Annotated in this window: 16 protein-coding genes and 1 pseudogene; 6 read left to right on the top strand and 11 right to left on the bottom strand. The window is 53.2% G+C overall.

From position 1 onward, the window contains the following. Nucleotides 1–75 precede the first annotated feature (75 nt). The 3 genes from alaS to D5366_RS05695 all read left to right on the top strand — a co-directional run bounded on the left by alaS (nucleotide 76) and on the right by D5366_RS05695 (nucleotide 4,396). Nucleotides 76–2,712 carry an alanine--tRNA ligase gene (gene alaS / locus D5366_RS05705; protein WP_141493851.1) on the top strand — a complete coding sequence of 879 codons (2,637 nt, stop codon included), beginning with the start codon at nucleotides 76–78 and terminating at the stop codon, nucleotides 2,710–2,712. Between the two features lie 142 nt (nucleotides 2,713–2,854). Then, nucleotides 2,855–3,520, top strand: a complete 666-nt coding sequence (locus D5366_RS05700; RefSeq protein ID WP_141492649.1) for a carbonic anhydrase — start codon at nucleotides 2,855–2,857, stop codon at nucleotides 3,518–3,520. Nucleotides 3,521–3,577: 57 nt separating this feature from the next. Next, a complete protein-coding gene (locus tag D5366_RS05695) occupies nucleotides 3,578–4,396 on the top strand; it encodes an endonuclease/exonuclease/phosphatase family protein (RefSeq protein ID WP_141492648.1) in 819 nt (272 codons plus the stop codon). 76 nt (nucleotides 4,397–4,472) lie between these two features. Here D5366_RS05695 and D5366_RS05690 read toward each other — a convergent pair whose 3' ends face one another. Both D5366_RS05690 and typA read right to left on the bottom strand, forming a co-directional pair. Continuing rightward, the gene (locus D5366_RS05690; protein WP_141492647.1) at nucleotides 4,473–4,727 is read right to left on the bottom strand and encodes a hypothetical protein; all 255 of its coding nucleotides are present in this window, start codon (nucleotides 4,725–4,727) and stop codon (nucleotides 4,473–4,475) included. 262 nt (nucleotides 4,728–4,989) lie between these two features. Further along, nucleotides 4,990–6,810 (bottom strand): translational GTPase TypA, encoded by a 1,821-nt coding sequence (typA, locus tag D5366_RS05685; RefSeq protein WP_141493850.1) that lies wholly within the window; start codon nucleotides 6,808–6,810, stop codon nucleotides 4,990–4,992. A 180-nt stretch (nucleotides 6,811–6,990) separates the two neighbouring features. Here typA and queF point away from each other — a divergent pair, with 180 nt between their 5' ends. Together queF and D5366_RS05675 are read left to right on the top strand one after the other, a co-directional pair. Beyond that, complete coding sequence (gene queF, locus D5366_RS05680; RefSeq protein ID WP_141492646.1) at nucleotides 6,991–7,470, top strand: preQ(1) synthase; 480 nt, start codon at nucleotides 6,991–6,993, stop codon at nucleotides 7,468–7,470. A gap of 2 nt (nucleotides 7,471–7,472) precedes the next feature. Beyond that, complete coding sequence (locus tag D5366_RS05675; RefSeq protein WP_141492645.1) at nucleotides 7,473–8,279, top strand: aminoglycoside N(3)-acetyltransferase; 807 nt, start codon at nucleotides 7,473–7,475, stop codon at nucleotides 8,277–8,279. Here D5366_RS05675 and D5366_RS05670 read toward each other — a convergent pair. From D5366_RS05670 to D5366_RS05655, 4 genes are all read right to left on the bottom strand, one after another. Then, complete coding sequence (locus D5366_RS05670; protein ID WP_170211054.1) at nucleotides 8,276–9,937, bottom strand: PepSY-associated TM helix domain-containing protein; 1,662 nt, start codon at nucleotides 9,935–9,937, stop codon at nucleotides 8,276–8,278. The two genes, D5366_RS05675 and D5366_RS05670, sit on opposite strands and share 4 nt — an antisense overlap. After that, nucleotides 9,934–10,233 (bottom strand): hypothetical protein, encoded by a 300-nt coding sequence (locus tag D5366_RS05665; protein WP_141492643.1) that lies wholly within the window; start codon nucleotides 10,231–10,233, stop codon nucleotides 9,934–9,936. Before D5366_RS05665 ends, D5366_RS05670 begins: the two co-directional genes overlap by 4 nt. 37 nt (nucleotides 10,234–10,270) lie before the next feature. Beyond that, complete coding sequence (locus D5366_RS05660; RefSeq protein WP_141492642.1) at nucleotides 10,271–10,570, bottom strand: hypothetical protein; 300 nt, start codon at nucleotides 10,568–10,570, stop codon at nucleotides 10,271–10,273. A 174-nt stretch (nucleotides 10,571–10,744) separates the two neighbouring features. Then, entirely contained in the window at nucleotides 10,745–10,921 is a 177-nt protein-coding gene (locus D5366_RS05655) for a YqaE/Pmp3 family membrane protein (RefSeq protein WP_141492641.1), read from the bottom strand. Between the two features lie 130 nt (nucleotides 10,922–11,051). Between D5366_RS05655 and D5366_RS05650 the strand changes: the two genes are divergently transcribed. Continuing rightward, nucleotides 11,052–11,291 (top strand): putative hemolysin, encoded by a 240-nt coding sequence (locus tag D5366_RS05650; protein ID WP_141492640.1) that lies wholly within the window; start codon nucleotides 11,052–11,054, stop codon nucleotides 11,289–11,291. Between the two features lie 2 nt (nucleotides 11,292–11,293). Here the strand turns inward: D5366_RS05650 and D5366_RS05645 are convergent, their stop codons facing one another. From D5366_RS05645 to D5366_RS05625, 5 genes and pseudogenes are all read right to left on the bottom strand, one after another. Continuing rightward, nucleotides 11,294–12,754 carry a glucoamylase family protein gene (locus tag D5366_RS05645; protein WP_240775363.1) on the bottom strand — a complete coding sequence of 487 codons (1,461 nt, stop codon included), beginning with the start codon at nucleotides 12,752–12,754 and terminating at the stop codon, nucleotides 11,294–11,296. Nucleotides 12,755–12,879: 125 nt separating this feature from the next. Further along, nucleotides 12,880–13,845: an ABC transporter ATP-binding protein gene (locus D5366_RS05640; RefSeq protein WP_141492639.1), complete on the bottom strand. Its 966-nt coding sequence runs from the start codon at nucleotides 13,843–13,845 to the stop codon at nucleotides 12,880–12,882. Then, nucleotides 13,845–14,813 (bottom strand): ABC transporter ATP-binding protein, encoded by a 969-nt coding sequence (locus D5366_RS05635; protein WP_141492638.1) that lies wholly within the window; start codon nucleotides 14,811–14,813, stop codon nucleotides 13,845–13,847. The genes D5366_RS05640 and D5366_RS05635 overlap by 1 nt, the downstream gene beginning before the upstream one ends. Next, nucleotides 14,803–15,785, bottom strand: a pseudogene (locus tag D5366_RS05630) (ABC transporter permease). Before D5366_RS05630 ends, D5366_RS05635 begins: the two are co-directional and overlap by 11 nt. Further along, complete coding sequence (locus tag D5366_RS05625; RefSeq protein WP_141493848.1) at nucleotides 15,785–16,705, bottom strand: ABC transporter permease; 921 nt, start codon at nucleotides 16,703–16,705, stop codon at nucleotides 15,785–15,787. The pseudogene D5366_RS05630 and the gene D5366_RS05625 overlap by 1 nt, the downstream one beginning before the upstream one ends. Between the last annotated feature and the right edge of the window lie 152 nt (nucleotides 16,706–16,857).

Genomic DNA, 16,857 nt, shown 5'->3' with positions numbered 1-16,857 from the left:
CGCATTTTCAAGTGCGCGACAATCGTCTAGGAGAAACAGACTTTCTTGCTGTTTTTTTCGGAACTGCGCGCGCTCATGACCAGTACTAATGATATCCGTTCGGCCTTCCTTGACTATTTTAGTTCTCATGGCCACCGCATTGTCCCCTCGGCATCTCTCGTGCCGCAGAACGACCCCACACTGCTTTTCACGAATGCAGGTATGGTTCCGTTCAAAAACCTTTTCACGGGGCAGGAAACGAGATCATACAAGCGGGCTACGACTGCCCAGAAGGTTGTTCGTGCAGGCGGCAAGCACAACGACCTAGACAATGTCGGCTACACCGCGCGCCACCATACTTTTTTTGAGATGCTCGGCAATTTCAGCTTCGGCGATTATTTCAAAGCTGACGCGATTGAGTTCGCATGGAATTTGCTGACAAAAGACTTTGCGCTCCCAAAAGAAAAGCTCTTGGCCACTGTTTACGCAGAAGACGAAGAAGCTGCGGGCCTTTGGCGCAAAATTACAGGCCTGAGCGACGATAAAATTATACGCATCGGCACCTCAGACAACTTCTGGCGCATGGGAGATACCGGACCTTGCGGACCCTGCTCAGAAATCTTCTTCGACCACGGAGAAAGCGTCTTTGGCGGCCCTCCTGGCAGCCCCGATGAAGACGGCGATCGTTTTGTCGAAATCTGGAACCTTGTTTTCATGCAATTCTTTGAAGAGGCTGGCGGCGTTCGCAATCCACTGCCCCGCCCTTCCATTGATACGGGCATGGGCTTGGAGCGTTTTGCAGCCATCCTTCAGGGCAAGCGCGACAACTACGACACAGATACGATGCGCGCCCTCATCGAAGCCTCCGCTGCTGCCCTCAGCCAAGACCCCGATGGCCCCTTTAAATCAAGCCATCGCGTCGTAGCCGACCATCTGCGTTCAACAGCGTTCCTCATTGCTGATGGCGTCCTGCCATCGAAAGATGGGCGCGGATATGTGCTCCGCCGTATCATGCGGCGCGCCATGCGCCACTTGCATATGATGGGTGCGAAAGAACCTGTATTCTACCGCTTGCTACCGGCGCTGATCCGTCAAATGGGCGCCGCTTACCCTGAACTTGTACAACATCAGGCACTCATAGCGGAAACCATGAAGGGTGAAGAAGAACGCTTCACCGCCCTGCTGGAACGTGGCCTCGCTCTGTTGTCCGACGAAGTGTCACGCCTTGGTGATAAGGAAGCCCTTCCCGGGGACGTAGCTTTCCGCTTGTACGACACTTTCGGTTTCCCGCTCGACCTCACGCAGGACGCATTACGCGAGCAGAATCGCACGGTAGACGAAAACGGCTTCTCAGCCGCCATGGCTGAACAACGCGCACGCGCACGCGCAGCATGGACAGGATCGGGCGATGCTGCGGCAGAAACCGTCTGGTTCGATGCCCGCGACAAACACGGTGCGAGTGAGTTCCTCGGCTATTCATCTGAAAAGACCGATGCAGAAATCCAAGCCATTTACAAAGGCTCGGACGAACTCGCGGAAGCCCCGGTCTCTGACGACACCGTTGCGATTCTCCTCAACCAGACACCGTTTTATGGCGAGAGCGGCGGTCAGGTAGGGGACCACGGCACACTGACCGCTTCTGGTCTGCGCATTGAAATCACCGATACGCAAAAAAGAAACGGCGACTTAATCGTTCATTATGGCCGCGTTGTTGAAGGCACAGCAAAGCCCGGCCTTGCCGTCCATGCCGCTGTGGATCACACACGCCGCACAGCAGTGCGCGGCCATCACTCTGCTACCCATTTGCTGCATGAAGCGCTGCGTCGTCAGGTTGGCAGCCACGTCACGCAGAAAGGCAGTTTGAACGCCCCCGAACGTCTGCGATTCGACATTAGCCAGCCTCGCCCGCTCACAACTCAAGAGCTTCTGGCTGTCGAAGCTGAAGTGAATGAGCGCATCAGGGAAAATAGCCCGGTCGAAACGCGCCTCATGACTCAAGAACAAGCCGTAGCAGAAGGCGCTATGGCGCTGTTTGGCGAAAAATATGGCGATGAAGTCCGAGTCGTTTCGATGGGTAAAGGCGACGAAACGCGCCATGCATATTCTATTGAACTCTGCGGCGGCACCCATGTGCAGCGCCTAGGAGAAATTGGTGCCTTCCGCATCGTTTCTGAAACGGGCGTTTCCGCAGGCGTACGCCGCATTGAAGCTGTCTGCGGACTGACGGCTGAGAAGCTGGCACTTGAGACAGAAAACCGCCTTAAAGACGTTGCTGACCTTCTAAAGGTGCCGGTGAGCGACGCGGTTGCACGCGTTGCGGCTCTGCTGGAAGAGCGCAAAGCTCTCAACAGCCAGATTTCGGATCTTCAACGTCGCCTCGCTACAGGCAGCGCAACGGAGGCCAACGAAACCATTAATGGCATTACCCTTAGTGCGCGTAACTTGGGGGATGTCAGCCCGAAAGACCTCAAGAGCCTTGCGGAAGACATTTCTAAGCAGATCGGCAGTGGCGTTGTCGCTCTCATGTCTGAAGCAGATGGACGCGGAAGCATCGTCATCGCCGTCACCAAAGACCTTACCGAACGCTTCAACGCTGTTACACTTGTTCGTGAGGCATCAGCCCTTATGGGTGGTAAAGGTGGTGGTGGCCGCCCTGATATGGCACAGGCGGGTGGTCCAGAAGCTAAGTCTGACGCCGTTTTTGCTATGCTTAAGGAAAAACTGAGCGCCTAAAACACCGGCTCTGCGACAAAAGGTAAATCCCCTGCCAAGGGGGTTGTCTTAAGGTAGCAGAGCAAATTAAATTTTCTTTTATAGAACCTGAGTGACGTTGGGTTCGCTCTCTGAGCATCCTTTCAGTAGGTGGAGAAACACCATGGATTGTGGTCGCGATACATTAGCCAAGCTGTTGGCGGGCGTTCAAACCTTCCAGCAAGATGTCTATCCTGGAAACGCTGAGCTGTTCGAAAGCCTTGCCCACAGCCAGGCACCGTCGACACTCTTTATCACCTGCGCAGACAGCCGTATCAGCCCGAGTCTGATTACCCAGACCCAGCCAGGCGAGCTGTTCATCGTGCGTAACGTCGGTAACCTCGTTCCGGCCTACGGCGAAATGCTCGGCGGCGTATCCTCCGCGATTGAATACGCCGTTGCTGTGCTAAAGGTGAAAAATATCATCATCTGCGGCCACTCAAACTGCGGCGCCATGGGCGCGCTCATGAACCTCAACGATCCAAAGCTGGACGGCCTCCCCACGGTCCGTAGCTGGATGCGCAATGGCGAAGCGGCCCGCGCTACACTCGGCGAACTCAAAGCCGAAGATGCAGGTCCTGCTCAGATCCGCGATCTGACAGAAAACAACGTCCTGCTTCAGCTGGCTCACCTGAGAACGCATCCGGCTGTTGCTCGGGCGCTTGCGCAAGACAGCCTTACGCTTCAGGGCTGGTATTACGACATCCCGAAGGGTCAGGTTTCTGTGCTTGATGAGCAAAGCCGTAAATCTCGCCCTGTTTCAGAAGTGCTGTCTGAATTTGGGGCTTAATTTTTTCCGTCAGATAGTCGGGGGTGTCTCATATTTGGGGCGCCCCTTTTCTTTTTTGTGTGCCATTCCCCCTCAGCTCAAGCACACACCCTGAAAATAAGCACATGGAACCTCGACTGGCTCACATCACGGCAAACTGGTGATAGCGCCTTGCCTGAAGATGTACAGGGCCGGACCGAGAACGATTTTCAACGCTTGAGAAAATACGCCCAGCATTTGAACGCTGACATATTAGCTGTCCAAGAAGTTGATGACCTCCCTGCCCTGAAGCGGGTTTTGAATACAAACGACTACCAATTATTTTTATCAACTGATGATGTTGTACAGAAAACCGGGCTGGCCGTTCGTAAATCGCTTGCGGTCACAGTCAATGAACCTCTCCAAGAGTTAGATATAAACCCTCAGGCTGTTCACCACCTGCGAACCGGCTTGGATGTCACTCTCTCAGACGGGAAAACTACTCTCCGCCTGCTTGTCGTCCATTTAAAAACCGGCTGCTGGGACCAACCTCTCACGCAGAAACAGCACTCCTGCCCCACACTTTACAAACAGTTCACCCTTTTAGAGAACTGGATTGCTGAGCGCCAAGACGAGGGAAAGCCCTTTGCTGTCTTGGGCGACTTTAACCGCCGTCTCACGCCCAGTGACCCTCTCATGGCGCATTTAGAAGCTGTAGCTCCCGTAACCTTAGTTACGTCTGGCTTTGCCAGCCCTTGTTGGGGCGGGGAATCGTTTATCGATCATATTATTCTCGGTAACGATGCCAAAAATTGGCTAGTTCCCGATAGTCTGCTTGTTATGACGTACCGAAAAGATACCGCGCCCCAAGGATTATCGGACCACTGCCCCGTCTCGGTAAAGTTAGCGCTGCCCTAAACAAAAAAGGCCGGCAAAAGCCGACCTTTTCCGAGAAAGCATAGCCCAGAGAATATCTCCGAGCCCTCCCTGCTAATTACTTAGCAGGAGCAGCTGCCTTCTTGTGGCCCTTATGGCCTTTGTGGTGCTTGTGGTGTGGCTTTGCTGCGCCCTTGTCGTCAGCTGCAGGTGCAGCAGCATCAGCAGCTGGTGCTGCTGCGTCGGTTGCAGCTGGTGCCGCAGGAGCAGCTTCTGCTGCTGCAGGAGCTGGATCAGCCGCCATGATTGGAGAAGAAGCTGCCAGAGCGAGAACAGAAGCAGCGGCGATCAAAGAAACGTTAAAAAGACGCATTGGAAATCAAGCCCCATGAGTAAGTAATCACTGGATCTTGCTTTAAGGTTTTGAAGAAATCGCCCCTCAAAACTCGACCTTGATTTGAATATATCATCGCAAATTGCGATAGTCGCGCATTAACTTTTAGAAATTTTATACCATTGAGGCAGTCGCACGCGAATATGCCGCAATTATGACATATTGTGTAACCTGTAAAAAACATAAAAAAACCTGCCGGAATAAATCCGGCAGGTTTCTCACTCTGGCGCTAAAAAAGCTCTTAAGCTTCCTTAGAGCGTGCCGCGCGCTTACGCTCGTGCGGGTCCAGGTAGCGCTTACGAATACGAATTGCAGATGGCGTAACTTCTACAAGTTCATCATCTTCAATGTATGCAATTGCTTGCTCAAGGCTCATCTTACGTGGTGGCGTCAGCAGCAGGGCTTCGTCCTTGCCGGACGCACGCATGTTTGTGAGCTTCTTTTCACGTACGGCGTTAATATCAAGGTCGTTCTCGCGTGAGTGCTCACCCAAGATCATGCCCTGATAAATCTTCTCACCCGCGTCAACAAACAACGTACCACGGTCCTGCAGAGAGAACAGCGCGTATTGTGTCGTTGAACCATCTTCTGCAGAGATCAGTGAGCCGTTACGACGGCCTTCGATCGTGCCAACATATGGGTGGTAACCATCGAACAGACGGTTCATCAGACCCGTACCACGTGTGTCCGTGAGGAACTCGCCATGATAACCGATCAAGCCACGTGACGGGATCAGGAAGGTCAAACGAACCTTACCACCACCAGACGGACGCATATCCTGCATCACGCCCTTACGCAGGGACATTTTCTCGACGACAACGCCTGAGTATGGCTCGTCAACGTCAACCAGAACTTCTTCGAACGGCTCTTCGCGCTCACCCGTTTCAGCGTTTTCACGGAACAGAACGCGCGGACGACCGATTGTCAGCTCGAAACCTTCACGACGCATCGTTTCGATCAGAACGCCAAGCTGAAGTTCGCCACGACCAGCAACTTCGAACGCTTCGCTTTCTGGGCTCTCCGTTACCTTAATGGCAACGTTACCTTCAGTTTCCTTGAAGAGACGGTCACGGATCTGGCGCGATGTAACCTTCTTGCCTTCACGTCCACCAAGCGGGCCGTCATTGATGCGGAACGTCATGGAGAGCGTTGGCGGATCAACTGGCGTTGAAGGCAGCGGAGCTTCAATGCTTGGATCAGCGATGGTGTCTGGGATTGTCGCGTCGGACAGACCAGCAACAGCAACGATGTCACCAGCTTCTGCTTCTTCAACAGGCACACGGTCCAGGCCACGGAAAGACAGCAGCTTGGTCAAACGACCGGTTTCAACAATCGTACCATCGCGGCGCAGAACGCGAACCGGCATGTTCACACGTGCGCGGCCCTGCTCAATACGACCCGTCAGGATACGACCAAGGAAGTTGTCGCTTTCAAGAATGGTGGAGACCATGCCGAAAGGTGCGTCTTTGTCCAAGCCAGGTGTTGGAACGTGGCGCAACACAAGGTCAAACAACGGTGCAAGATCCTTGCGTGGCCCTTCGATTTCCTCATCAGCCCAGCCTTGACGGCCAGATGCGTAGAGCATTGGGAAGTCGAGCTGCTTTTCGTCCGCACCCAAAGCTGCGAACAAATCGAAGATTTCTTCGTGCACTTCGTCCGGACGTGCATCGCCACGGTCAATCTTGTTCACGACGACGATTGGACGGATGCCACGTGCCAGTGCCTTGCCCAGAACGAACTTCGTCTGTGGCAGTGCACCTTCTGCTGCGTCAACGAGGATGATCGCGCCATCCACCATGCTCAGAATACGCTCAACCTCACCACCGAAGTCGGCGTGGCCTGGGGTATCAATGATGTTGATGCGTGTGTCTTTCCAGACAACGGATGTGCACTTTGCGAGAATGGTAATACCACGCTCACGTTCCAGGTCATTGCTGTCCATGGCGCGATCAGCAACGTGCTGATTGTCACGGAACGAACCGGATTGCTTGAGGAGCTGGTCGACCAGCGTGGTCTTGCCATGATCAACGTGCGCGATAATGGCGATATTACGGAGTTCCATACGGTCTTCCAGAAAGAGGCTTGCAAGGATCAAATTCCGCGATCTTCTGCACTGAATCGCGATGATTTGCAAATGCTGTCGTTCTCTTTTCATATCTGACATCACTTGAGTCTGTGCGAAAGCTCGTTCACACACGCAGAAAATTCCCTTTTCTTCTTTCATGACCGCATGAGGAAAACTATGTCTCACCCCGGCCCAAGCGCCCCTGGAACAGATGCACTTAGCCAACTCGGCCAACATGTTGTGCCGGCAGCATCACCTGAAGAAGCAATATTGGAGAGAGTGCCTGCACCCCACAAAGGCCGCCAATATGTCGTACGCTTCACAGCACCGGAATTTACTTCTTTATGCCCTGTGACTGGGCAACCCGACTTTGCGCATATCGTAATTGATTACATCCCACGGGACTGGATTGTTGAGAGCAAGTCGCTCAAACTTTACCTGACCAGCTTCCGTAACCACGGCGCTTTCCACGAAGACTGCTCAGTCACGATTGCGGAGCGTCTCGTTGAACTGCTTGACCCAGAATGGTTGAGAATCGGCGCTTACTGGTACCCACGCGGAGGCATTCCAATCGATGTGTTCTGGCAAAGCGGCACTCCACCAGAGAGCGTATGGATTCCGCCGCAAGACGTTCCCGGCTATCGGGGCCGCGGCTAAACATGTCTGAAGCAGCCGTTCTCGCAAGGACCTCTAACGGCCCCATCACGCAAGAACGGCTGCACCAAGATCTCACGAATATTGGGCTCAAAGCAGGTATGACACTCATGGTGCATACTGCTTTGAGCCGTATCGGCTGGGTATGTGGAGGGGCTCAGACACTCATTGCCGCCTTGCTGGACGCAATTGGACCAAACGGCAATTTGGTGATGTCAGCTCAATCACCTCAACTCAGCGATCCACAGCACTGGTCTGACCCACCTGTCCCCGAAACATGGTGGGAAACTATCAGACAGAATCACCCTCCGTTTGACGCATGCCAGACACCGACAAGCCGTTGCGGTGTTGTCCCGGAAGCCTTCAGGTTATGGCCCGGCACCAGAAGAAGCTCACACCCGCTCGTATCACTATGCGCAAAAGGACCAGCGGCAGAAATGCTTCTGGCTGACCAACCCCTGCACGATCCACTAGGCGAAGCCTCCCCGCTGGCGAAGCTTGAAAAACTCAATGCCCTAATTCTTATGATTGGTTGTGGTTGGGAGACCTGTACGGCTCTGCACTTGGCTGAGCGGCGTGCGCTGCCAAACGCCCCACGCTTTTCTGACGGTGCTCCCGTAATAATCAACGGAGAGCGCCAGTGGATTTCGATTAATATGCCGCTTATGGACAGCGAAACATTTGTCCCAGTTGGCCAAAAGATTGATGGGCAAAGCTTCATGCAGCACGGCCACATTGGAGAGAGCTTTGCCCGTTTTTTCCCACTTCAGGCAGCTAGCCAGATTGCGGAGAAGCTCTTGAGAGTTTCTTAGGCCTCTTTCAGTCCTCTGGCTGGGTCACGCACCAAACGAGTCGCACCGCGACCGTAAGACACTTGCACAAGCCAAAGACTAAAAAGCAAAGCTGTTACATCCAACGATAAACCAAAATATTCGTAATGCTCGTTGTGTGAATAACGCCAGACGTCAATGACCGGCACCAATATTGTTATGAACGCAACAATCCGCATGAGCCATGGGATAGAGCGTTCTCCACCCATAACACCGGCGATAGCAAGGCAAACAAAAAATACCGCGTAAAATACTGCCTCACAAACAGCATAATATTCAGCATTTGGCATTATCAACATTGCAACCAACACAGCTGAAACGCCCGCCATGCAGCCGAACATGACGCCAGAACTCAATATTGAAAGAATTTTGGTTCCCAAACGGTCTGTCAGGTATCCAGCGGCGCGATCCTTACGCCTGCGTGACGCAAGCCACAACGCATTACCTGAGTAGAAAAGAAAACATCCTACCGCGCTCATTAACGCCATGGTGATGTGACCAACCCAGCCACCAAAACGACCAAAATGGAAACCACCAACAGCTGTAGCCGCAAGGAATGCGTCACTCTGCTTATAAGGCAGATCTTTCATGCTGGTGATGTGACCAGTATAGGGATCAACCGGTACCATCCCGCCTCTAGCTGTTCGCGTCACGGTTGTCGCATCAGGACCAACGACCATGACACGGTAACCTTGTTTGTTCGGCATATAATCTATAGCCGTCGGTCTGAATTGTGGTGCCTGATGCTTTAAGCGGAGTACAAGTTCCTCAGGCGTAAGCAGAGTTTGATTCCCCGCCATACGGACTTCCCGGTTGCCACGGGCGTGCTCTCTGCCCTGTCCTTCCCGCTCCCGCATACCCTGCTGACCTTGCTCCCCCTGAAAGCCCTGAAAAGCTTGCGGACCTTGACCTTGCGGTCCATGAGCGCCACCGCCGGACGCAGGTATAAACAGAGCACGCTCCGCCATCCCTAGAGGCTCAACAAAAGCAAAGCCCAATGCGGTGACAGCAATCATAATGTGAAAAGGAAGAGAAAAAACACCAAGCAAAGTATGTAAATCAAACCACGCGCGTCGCGCCCCTTGCCCGAGCCGCATGGTAAACATTGCCCGCGCCACAGAAGGCAGCATCACCACCACACCGGAGATGAGGGCTGCTGCATAAAGAAACGCAACAATTCCCATCACAGGGCGCCCCCACGCACGATTTAAGGGCAAGCCGATGCGTTGGTGCAGCATATTGATAAAGCGGGGGCCTTGAGGCTGAACACGCTCTTTAACAAAAACGTGCCCTTCCTGATCTAAACCCGCATACACGGTCAACCCCGGACCATGGTCACGGCTTCTTTGAAGAACCCAGTTCATGCTTGAGGGGTCAGAACTGTTGGGCTCAAAGTTTAATGAAAAACCCGACTTTGCTTCGGGAAACTCAACAAGGGCTTTATCGCGTAATTCCGCCAGACGGTTGAACTCTACCGGCGCAGGCAACCCATCATGGTGCATCGCCCAGCCGCGCAAAGGCTCCTCAAACTGCGTCAACGTTCCGGCATAGAACCCAATAAAAAGGAATAAACCGGCCAAAATACCAACCCAACTGTGCAGTCGGCGGTACAGAGCGACAATTTCTGGTTTTCTAATCATAACGCAGCCCATCCTGCGACGCGCAGTATATACAATATTCCGTAAAGCCCCCAAATCAGAGCATTACCAAGAAGCAGCCCTCCCCAAGCTCGTAAGCCCGAGCGTAAAGCTAATGCCCAACAGAAAGAGAGCACCCACACCGCACCGGGAACCCAGCGCAGAAGCAGAGCTTCAGGCTGATCCAACTGACGAGACACGTGGAGCAATAACCCCAAATCTCCCAGCACTCCCAAGCTAAGCGGCGCGCCCAGCAACAAGCCCGCAAACACTTTACTCGGCCATTGCCTGATCAACATTTCCGGGTCTTGGCTAACCCGTTTCATACGCTGCTGATTACGCATTTTTTGTAGGAGACGAACGAGAGGGGGCTTGAGATAGGCCGCGTACAAACGCCAAAATTATGCAGCCTAACATGAACAACAGCACAACAACGCTCAGCGCCGCTGGGAATGACATTGCACGCTCAAGTAGAACAACACTCGCGCACCACAACACGCAAGAACCACCCCAGCCAGCGCGACGCGCTATAGGCTTGGACAAAATACTTTGCGCGGGGGCCGATAAATAGAGAAATCCTACTGCGCCTAAAGCAGAAACAACGCTTAAAATTATTGGAATGTAAAAAGAGATCATATGTCATCCCGTTCCAGGCAGCACCGCGCAACCAGAATGGACACACTCCCACCCTTTCTTTGCCCTATGCGCGGCTCAGCCTGATTGAAGAGCTGGCAACTATCACAAATAATAATTAATCTCAATTAGAGTTAGAAATTTTACCCGACCTTTCCGGGCCGGGTACACGCTCAATTAAGAGCGGTTACGCTGCTCTGCGCGGTACTGGGTAAGGGCGTAAACCGACCAGATAGCGGCCGGTGGCCAGCCAATCACAGTAATTTGCAGGAACAAGCAAATAAGACCGCTGATTGGACGACCTATTGTAAAAAATTGAAACCAAGGCAGAAGAAGAGCGAGTAAAAGACGCATTCATCAATTCCCTGAATGATTGAGGTGAGTGACCCTAACATTTCTTTCCGTCAGTTGTCACACGCTCTGAGCACAAAGGCCCGGACTGTGATAAGCTTTGTATTCCTTATTACATTGAGGGATCACCACCATGCGCGCCTCACTCTTATTATGCTGTTTGGCACTTGCCTCTTGTAACGCGCAAACACACCCGACGCATGCGCCCACATTGGGTATGGCTAATCCAGCTTCCGTTTACTGCGAGAAAATTGGCGGCACAGTACAGATTCGCAACGAGAAAGGCGGTCAAGTCGGGTACTGCCATTTACCGGATGGTACCGTGAAAGAGGAATGGGCTTTGTTTCGTTCAGCCCATCCATCCCCACACTAATATTATGGTTGCGCGAGCCACCCCCCTGTGAAACCGGCTCGCGTCAAGCCGTCCCGGATGTGGCTATTGCTGCGCATTACGTTCCATACAAAACCACTCCGCCAGTTTTCCAGCATGAGTAGTATGGGCCCTTGATCAATGCCCAGTTGCTGACCGTCGACCCAAAACTGGCCGTGGTCTTTAAACGTCAGGTTAAAGGCGTCTTTGAAGCCGAACTGGTCATAAATACGGCTGCCATATTGATCATGCATTGAACGCAAAGCTGGCAGCACGATTTCTGGCGCAAACGCAACCGAGCCACCAGCCGCCGTCGGGGCTATGGTCCCGTCATCTAGGATGTAATCTGCCCCGGCACCACGGGCGCTATATGCAAGGTAATGGCGGCTATGCCCTTCATCATCCTGTCGCGCCTCACCCGGACCGTCTGATGCTGTCAAACCCCAAAGGTTAGGACCGTATCCTTTCCACTTTCCCGGGTTTCGAATGGCATAATCCCGCTGTGCATATGTTGCGGCCCGACTATTCTGGAAATAGTCCGTTTGATGCGCCCGAGAGAAGTCGTCTTGTATTCCTCTAAGGTCCAACCATGACTCGCTGTACTGGTGCCCAAACAAAGGTGCAAAATTGAGAAATTTACGCCCCTCAAAACTAGCCCATTGCCCGGCGAAACTTTGTGTCCACTGATTCCACATTTCTGGCGGCAATGGGTGCGTCGGGGAAGACAAAGCCAACAAGTATAAAACGAGGCCCTCACTATACCCTTTCCACGGGGTGCTAATGAATTTCCCGGTTGGGTACCACCCCATGCTGAGCCATTGGCCATTATTGCGCATCCAAGCCCAATCGACCCGACTATACAGGCCTTCGGCCAGCTTGCGTATTTCTGCTTCGTGCGGCGTGTCATGCGTGTAGTACGACTGCGCGAACAACACGCCAGAGATGAAGAGTGCGGTGTCAATACTGGAGAGTTCAGACCAATCCGCGACCCTCAAACCAGTATTTGGGTCGAGAAAGTGGTAGAAGAATCCTCGGTAACCCGCACTTCCCGTGATGTTCTCGTTTTGTGGTAAATTGCTCATGAAGCGCAACGTCACCAGCGTACGTTCAACAGCATCATCCCGCGAGATATAACCGCGTTCAGCCCCGATACCATAAGCTGTCAGGCCAAAACCAACACTCGCCACGCTTGCGGCACCATTGGGCAGCGGAGCACGATCCGGCACGAGGCCATTCTTGGGGTTAGAATTTTGCCAAAACCACTGGAAGGTCCGCTGCTCTAAATCTTCCGCAAAAGCGGCGTCTTGTGAGGACACATTCACAGTGTTGTCAGTTTTTTGCGCCTCGTCCGCCGCAACAGCAGATGTGCTCACAAGCACCGACAATCCTACGCTTGCAAGCATTGCTGTGTTGAACACTGAGCGTAGCGTTGTTTTCACTGCGGCAGTTAAGCGGACATCAAACATGGACACCTCTGAATGCAAAAGCATGACACAGAAGAACTCTCCCCTGAACCAGCGCAAGCCTCAACTTGTAACAAACCTGTAAAGCCAGAGTTTTTTGTACTTCACAAATAAGCTATGTGCCGAAATTACGCTACGCCCTGATTCATCGGGTAATGGCACGCGACCTCCCGCCCCCCGTCTACGGTTCGCAGTTCCGGTCGCTCTTGTGCGCACCGCGCTTGGACAGAGGGGCAGCGCGTATGAAACGGACAACCAGCAGGAAGATCAATAGGGCTTGGCACATCACCGCTTAGAGGTGGCGGCAATGGACGATTTAAACGAGGAATGGCTTGTAAAAGCGCGTGTGTGTACGGATGAGACGGCTGCTCCATAACAGCCAAAGTTTCCCCTAATTCAACGATACGCCCTAGATACATCACGGCAATTCGGTCGCTCATTTGCCTTACAACGGACAAATCATGCGAGATAAAAACGCACGCCAAACCCAAACTGCGCCTTAATTCACCTAAAAGATTAATGATCTGCGCTTGAAGCGAAACATCTAGTGCAGAGACAGGCTCATCGGCCACTAAAAGTTCGGGTTCTAAAACTAAGGCGCGAGCTATATTGAGACGTTGTCTCTGCCCCCCAGAAAAAGAGCCAGGTAGTCTGTCCATCACATCCGGCGGCAAGCCAACCTGCTTAAGAAGGCGCTCCAGAAATGCAGGGTCATAGGCACGACGATGAATTTTCAACGGTTCGATCAAGGCATCACCGACTTTACGGCGAGGATTAAAACTCGATAACGAATCTTGAAATACCATCTGCATACGCGGACGGAGCGGTCGCAGCGCACGATCCGATAGCCTACTAATCACCCGGCCACCCAAACACACTTCGCCGCTATCGGGTCGGTCTAACGCTACCAATAAGCGCCCCAAAGTGGATTTCCCGCAACCAGATTCCCCGACAAGCGCAAGAGCCTCACCACGTTCGACGGCAAAGGATACGCCTGAGACAGCGTGTAAAACACGTCCCTTCCCAAGAGGGTAGCGCCGGCAAAGACCTGTAACTTGTAAAAGCGGCCCCCCAGTCTGTGCGTAGTTTGGCATTAATCCAGCATCTCCGCACCTTTATACAAAACACATGCGACTTTCCGGCCCGTTTTTCCCGTCAAGAGAGAAGGCCGCTGCGCACACGCCTCATGAACATACATGCAGCGCGGTGCAAACACACAACCGCTTGGCCGATGGGCCGGAGTAGGAGGCGTCCCGGCTAGACTTTGCAAACTCTCTGGACGCGCCCCGCTCAAAGGCGGAATCGCTGCAACAAGGGCCTGTGTGTAAGGGTGCAACGGCTTTTGCAGGATATTTTCCGTAGCCCCCTCCTCCACAACAACACCAGCATACATGACAGCGATACGCGTACACGTTTGAGCGACAACACCTAAATCATGGGTGATAATGACTAAACCCGAGCCCTTGGCGCGGATTTCATTGAACAGGACCAAAATTTGCGCCTGCACCGTTACGTCCAAGGCGGTCGTTGGCTCATCTGCAATGAGCAGGTCCGGCGTGCAAGAAAGTGCCATGGCAATCATGGCTCTTTGCCTCAAGCCTCCGGAAAGCTGGTGCGGGTAACGGCGTGCGGCGCGCTGCGCATCTGGCACTCCCATACGCTCTAAAAGAGCAACAGCTTCAGCCCAAGCTGCCCGAGAGCGGATTTTTCGGTGTAGTCGGATTTGCTCAACAATCTGGTCACCAACGGACTTCACCGGGAAGAATGCCGTCATTGGGTCTTGGAACACCATCGCGGCTTTACGCCCGCGCACGCTCCTCAGTTCCCGTTCCGTCATGCCAACGACATCAGCGCCACTTAACCGTACCGCCCCCTCGGTTTTGACCCCCGGAACAAGGCGCAGCACACTTAAAGCCGTTAAACTCTTCCCAGAGCCAGATTCTCCTACAATACCAAGCGCCTCACCGCGCTGCACTGACAACGAAACACCATCAAGCAGGCGCACGCCATCCATCAGAGAGAGGCGTAGGTCATCAATTGCTAGTAATGCCTCACCGACCATGCCGCCCTCCCCTCAACCGCGGGTCCAACAACACATAAACTCCGTCGACCACAGCATTTGTGAGAACCACGAGAAACGCTGCGTACATGACCGTTGCCATAATCAAGGGGAGGTCCAAAGTTGCAAGGGCTTGGTATGTCAAACGCCCGACACCCGGCAAGGCGAACACAACCTCGACCAGCAAAGCTCCGCCCCCAGAAGCTGAGCAAAGTCCAGCCCAAACAATGAAATAAGCCCCATCCACGAAAGACGAAGGCCATAACGGAGCCACAGGGCAGCGGGACCAACACCTTTAGCCCTTGCCGTACGCACCGAGTCATCTCTCATTGCGGCTAAAAGATCATTCCTCAGGACGCGCGCGTAAAAACCGATAAAAGAAACCGATAATGTGAGCGCTGGTAGCAAAAGACTAAGTGCCCACTTCCCAACATTCTCGTGAAAAGCCGTATACCCCAGTGGCGGTACCCAGCGCAGTAACAGCGTGTCATGCCAACGACTTTGGGTCAAAAGATTGACTGTCTCCCCAAGCCAAAACACTGGCATGGATAACCCCACCAGACCCATGCCCATTATGAAACGATCTACCCATGTCTCTTCAAAAATAGCCGATACCAACCCCAAAGACACGGCCCCAAACATCCAAAAAACTGCAGCCCAAACAACCAACGACCCCGTTACAGGCGCAGCCTGAAAGACTTCAGGCACTACGCGCTGCCCGTGATTTACATATGACGTTAAATCGCGAGTGATGAAGAGTTTCTTCATCATAGTCACGTATTGAACAGGTAACGAGCGATCAAAGCCGTAATCCGCCCTGATGCGCGCTATAACTTCTGGGCTAGCCCCGCGCCCGGCGATACGCGCTGTAGGATCTGCCCCCGGAGTAACGAAAAAGATTGCAAAGACCAGTACAGAAATGCCGAAAAGAACCAGCACCATTTGCCCGAGACGTGACAATAAGGCACCGAGCATTACTTACGCCCCCTCACTGAAGGCCCGGTTCTATCCAGCGCTTTTTGTAAACTCCCACCGAGAACATTCAGTGACAAAACAGTTGTCGCAATTAAAATTCCGGGAGCGATCGCAACCAATGGGCGCGTGTATAAAAGCCCTTCCCCATCCAGAATAATAGTCCCCCAAGAGGCTGCTGGCGCCTGCACACCCAATGACAAGAACGACAAAGCAGACTCAGCCATCAGACACAGCGCCATGACCAGAGGCGCCATGACCAACAATGCTGGCAGCAAATTTGGCAGTATTTCTACAAAAATAATTCTCACATCCGACGCACCCGCCCCGCGGGCTGCCAAAACAAATTCAGCGCGTGCAAACTGCTTAACCCGTGCACGCAATGTGCGTGCAGCATACGGCACATATACAAGCCCGATAATTACAATGGGAATAAGCAAGCTATCTGCACGTATCTGCCAAGATCCTAAGTGCAGTCCACGCCCCAATGTGACTACTGACAACGAAATCGCGAGCAAATAAACCGGTATGGCCCACATAATGTCCATACAGCGCGAAAGAACGGCATCTACCCAGCCACCGCTATAACCCGACCAAAGCGCCACACTGCACGCAAGCGCTAAACATAAGGTCGCTGCCGCACTGGCAATAATGAGAGAATTACGCCCACCATAAAGTAAGCGTGCCGCAACATCACGCCCCTGCGTATCTGCACCGAGCATGTACGCGCCGGGTGTCCAGTCTGGTCCTAAAGGGGAAAGACCGAGATGGAGCGGATTATCGTTTGGCTGCATTAAATCAACGAGCCGCCCGGCCCGCAATGTCGTTCCAGCGACATTAGACGCGAACGCATCTATTCCACACCAACGCGCATAAACGGGCGCAACAACGGTAGCCACGACAAGAATGAATAAGACGCTCATTGCCAGATACGCGCTGAGCTGCCCGAACCCAACCCTGCGTTGCTGACGGCTACCTGCCTGCACGGATTATCCTTCTCATTACATTCCCGGACTTTACCCCGGTGCCAATACCGTAATGAGAAGATACCCTAAACTACACACAGCGCTAAATC

This window comes from Neokomagataea tanensis (assembly GCF_006542335.1).
GTDB classification, from domain to species: Bacteria; Pseudomonadota; Alphaproteobacteria; order Acetobacterales; family Acetobacteraceae; genus Gluconobacter; species Gluconobacter tanensis.
This window is presented reverse-complemented; position numbering and strand designations above follow the sequence as displayed.

What these genes read in the sequence shown, in the direction of transcription:
- alaS (WP_141493851.1), top strand. Translation starts at nt 76, where the DNA reads ATGACCAGTACTAATGATATCCGTTCGGCCTTCCTTGACTATTTTAGT.
- D5366_RS05700 (WP_141492649.1), top strand. Translation starts at nt 2,855, where the DNA reads ATGGATTGTGGTCGCGATACATTAGCCAAGCTGTTGGCGGGCGTTCAA.
- D5366_RS05690 (WP_141492647.1), bottom strand. Translation starts at nt 4,727, where the DNA reads ATGCGTCTTTTTAACGTTTCTTTGATCGCCGCTGCTTCTGTTCTCGCT.
- typA (WP_141493850.1), bottom strand. Translation starts at nt 6,810, where the DNA reads ATGGAACTCCGTAATATCGCCATTATCGCGCACGTTGATCATGGCAAG.
- queF (WP_141492646.1), top strand. Translation starts at nt 6,991, where the DNA reads ATGTCTCACCCCGGCCCAAGCGCCCCTGGAACAGATGCACTTAGCCAA.
- D5366_RS05675 (WP_141492645.1), top strand. Translation starts at nt 7,473, where the DNA reads ATGTCTGAAGCAGCCGTTCTCGCAAGGACCTCTAACGGCCCCATCACG.
- D5366_RS05670 (WP_170211054.1), bottom strand. Translation starts at nt 9,937, where the DNA reads ATGATTAGAAAACCAGAAATTGTCGCTCTGTACCGCCGACTGCACAGT.
- D5366_RS05665 (WP_141492643.1), bottom strand. Translation starts at nt 10,233, where the DNA reads ATGTTGATCAGGCAATGGCCGAGTAAAGTGTTTGCGGGCTTGTTGCTG.
- D5366_RS05660 (WP_141492642.1), bottom strand. Translation starts at nt 10,570, where the DNA reads ATGATCTCTTTTTACATTCCAATAATTTTAAGCGTTGTTTCTGCTTTA.
- D5366_RS05655 (WP_141492641.1), bottom strand. Translation starts at nt 10,921, where the DNA reads ATGCGTCTTTTACTCGCTCTTCTTCTGCCTTGGTTTCAATTTTTTACA.
- D5366_RS05650 (WP_141492640.1), top strand. Translation starts at nt 11,052, where the DNA reads ATGCGCGCCTCACTCTTATTATGCTGTTTGGCACTTGCCTCTTGTAAC.
- D5366_RS05645 (WP_240775363.1), bottom strand. Translation starts at nt 12,754, where the DNA reads ATGTTTGATGTCCGCTTAACTGCCGCAGTGAAAACAACGCTACGCTCA.
- D5366_RS05640 (WP_141492639.1), bottom strand. Translation starts at nt 13,845, where the DNA reads ATGCCAAACTACGCACAGACTGGGGGGCCGCTTTTACAAGTTACAGGT.
- D5366_RS05635 (WP_141492638.1), bottom strand. Translation starts at nt 14,813, where the DNA reads ATGGTCGGTGAGGCATTACTAGCAATTGATGACCTACGCCTCTCTCTG.
- D5366_RS05625 (WP_141493848.1), bottom strand. Translation starts at nt 16,705, where the DNA reads ATGAGCGTCTTATTCATTCTTGTCGTGGCTACCGTTGTTGCGCCCGTT.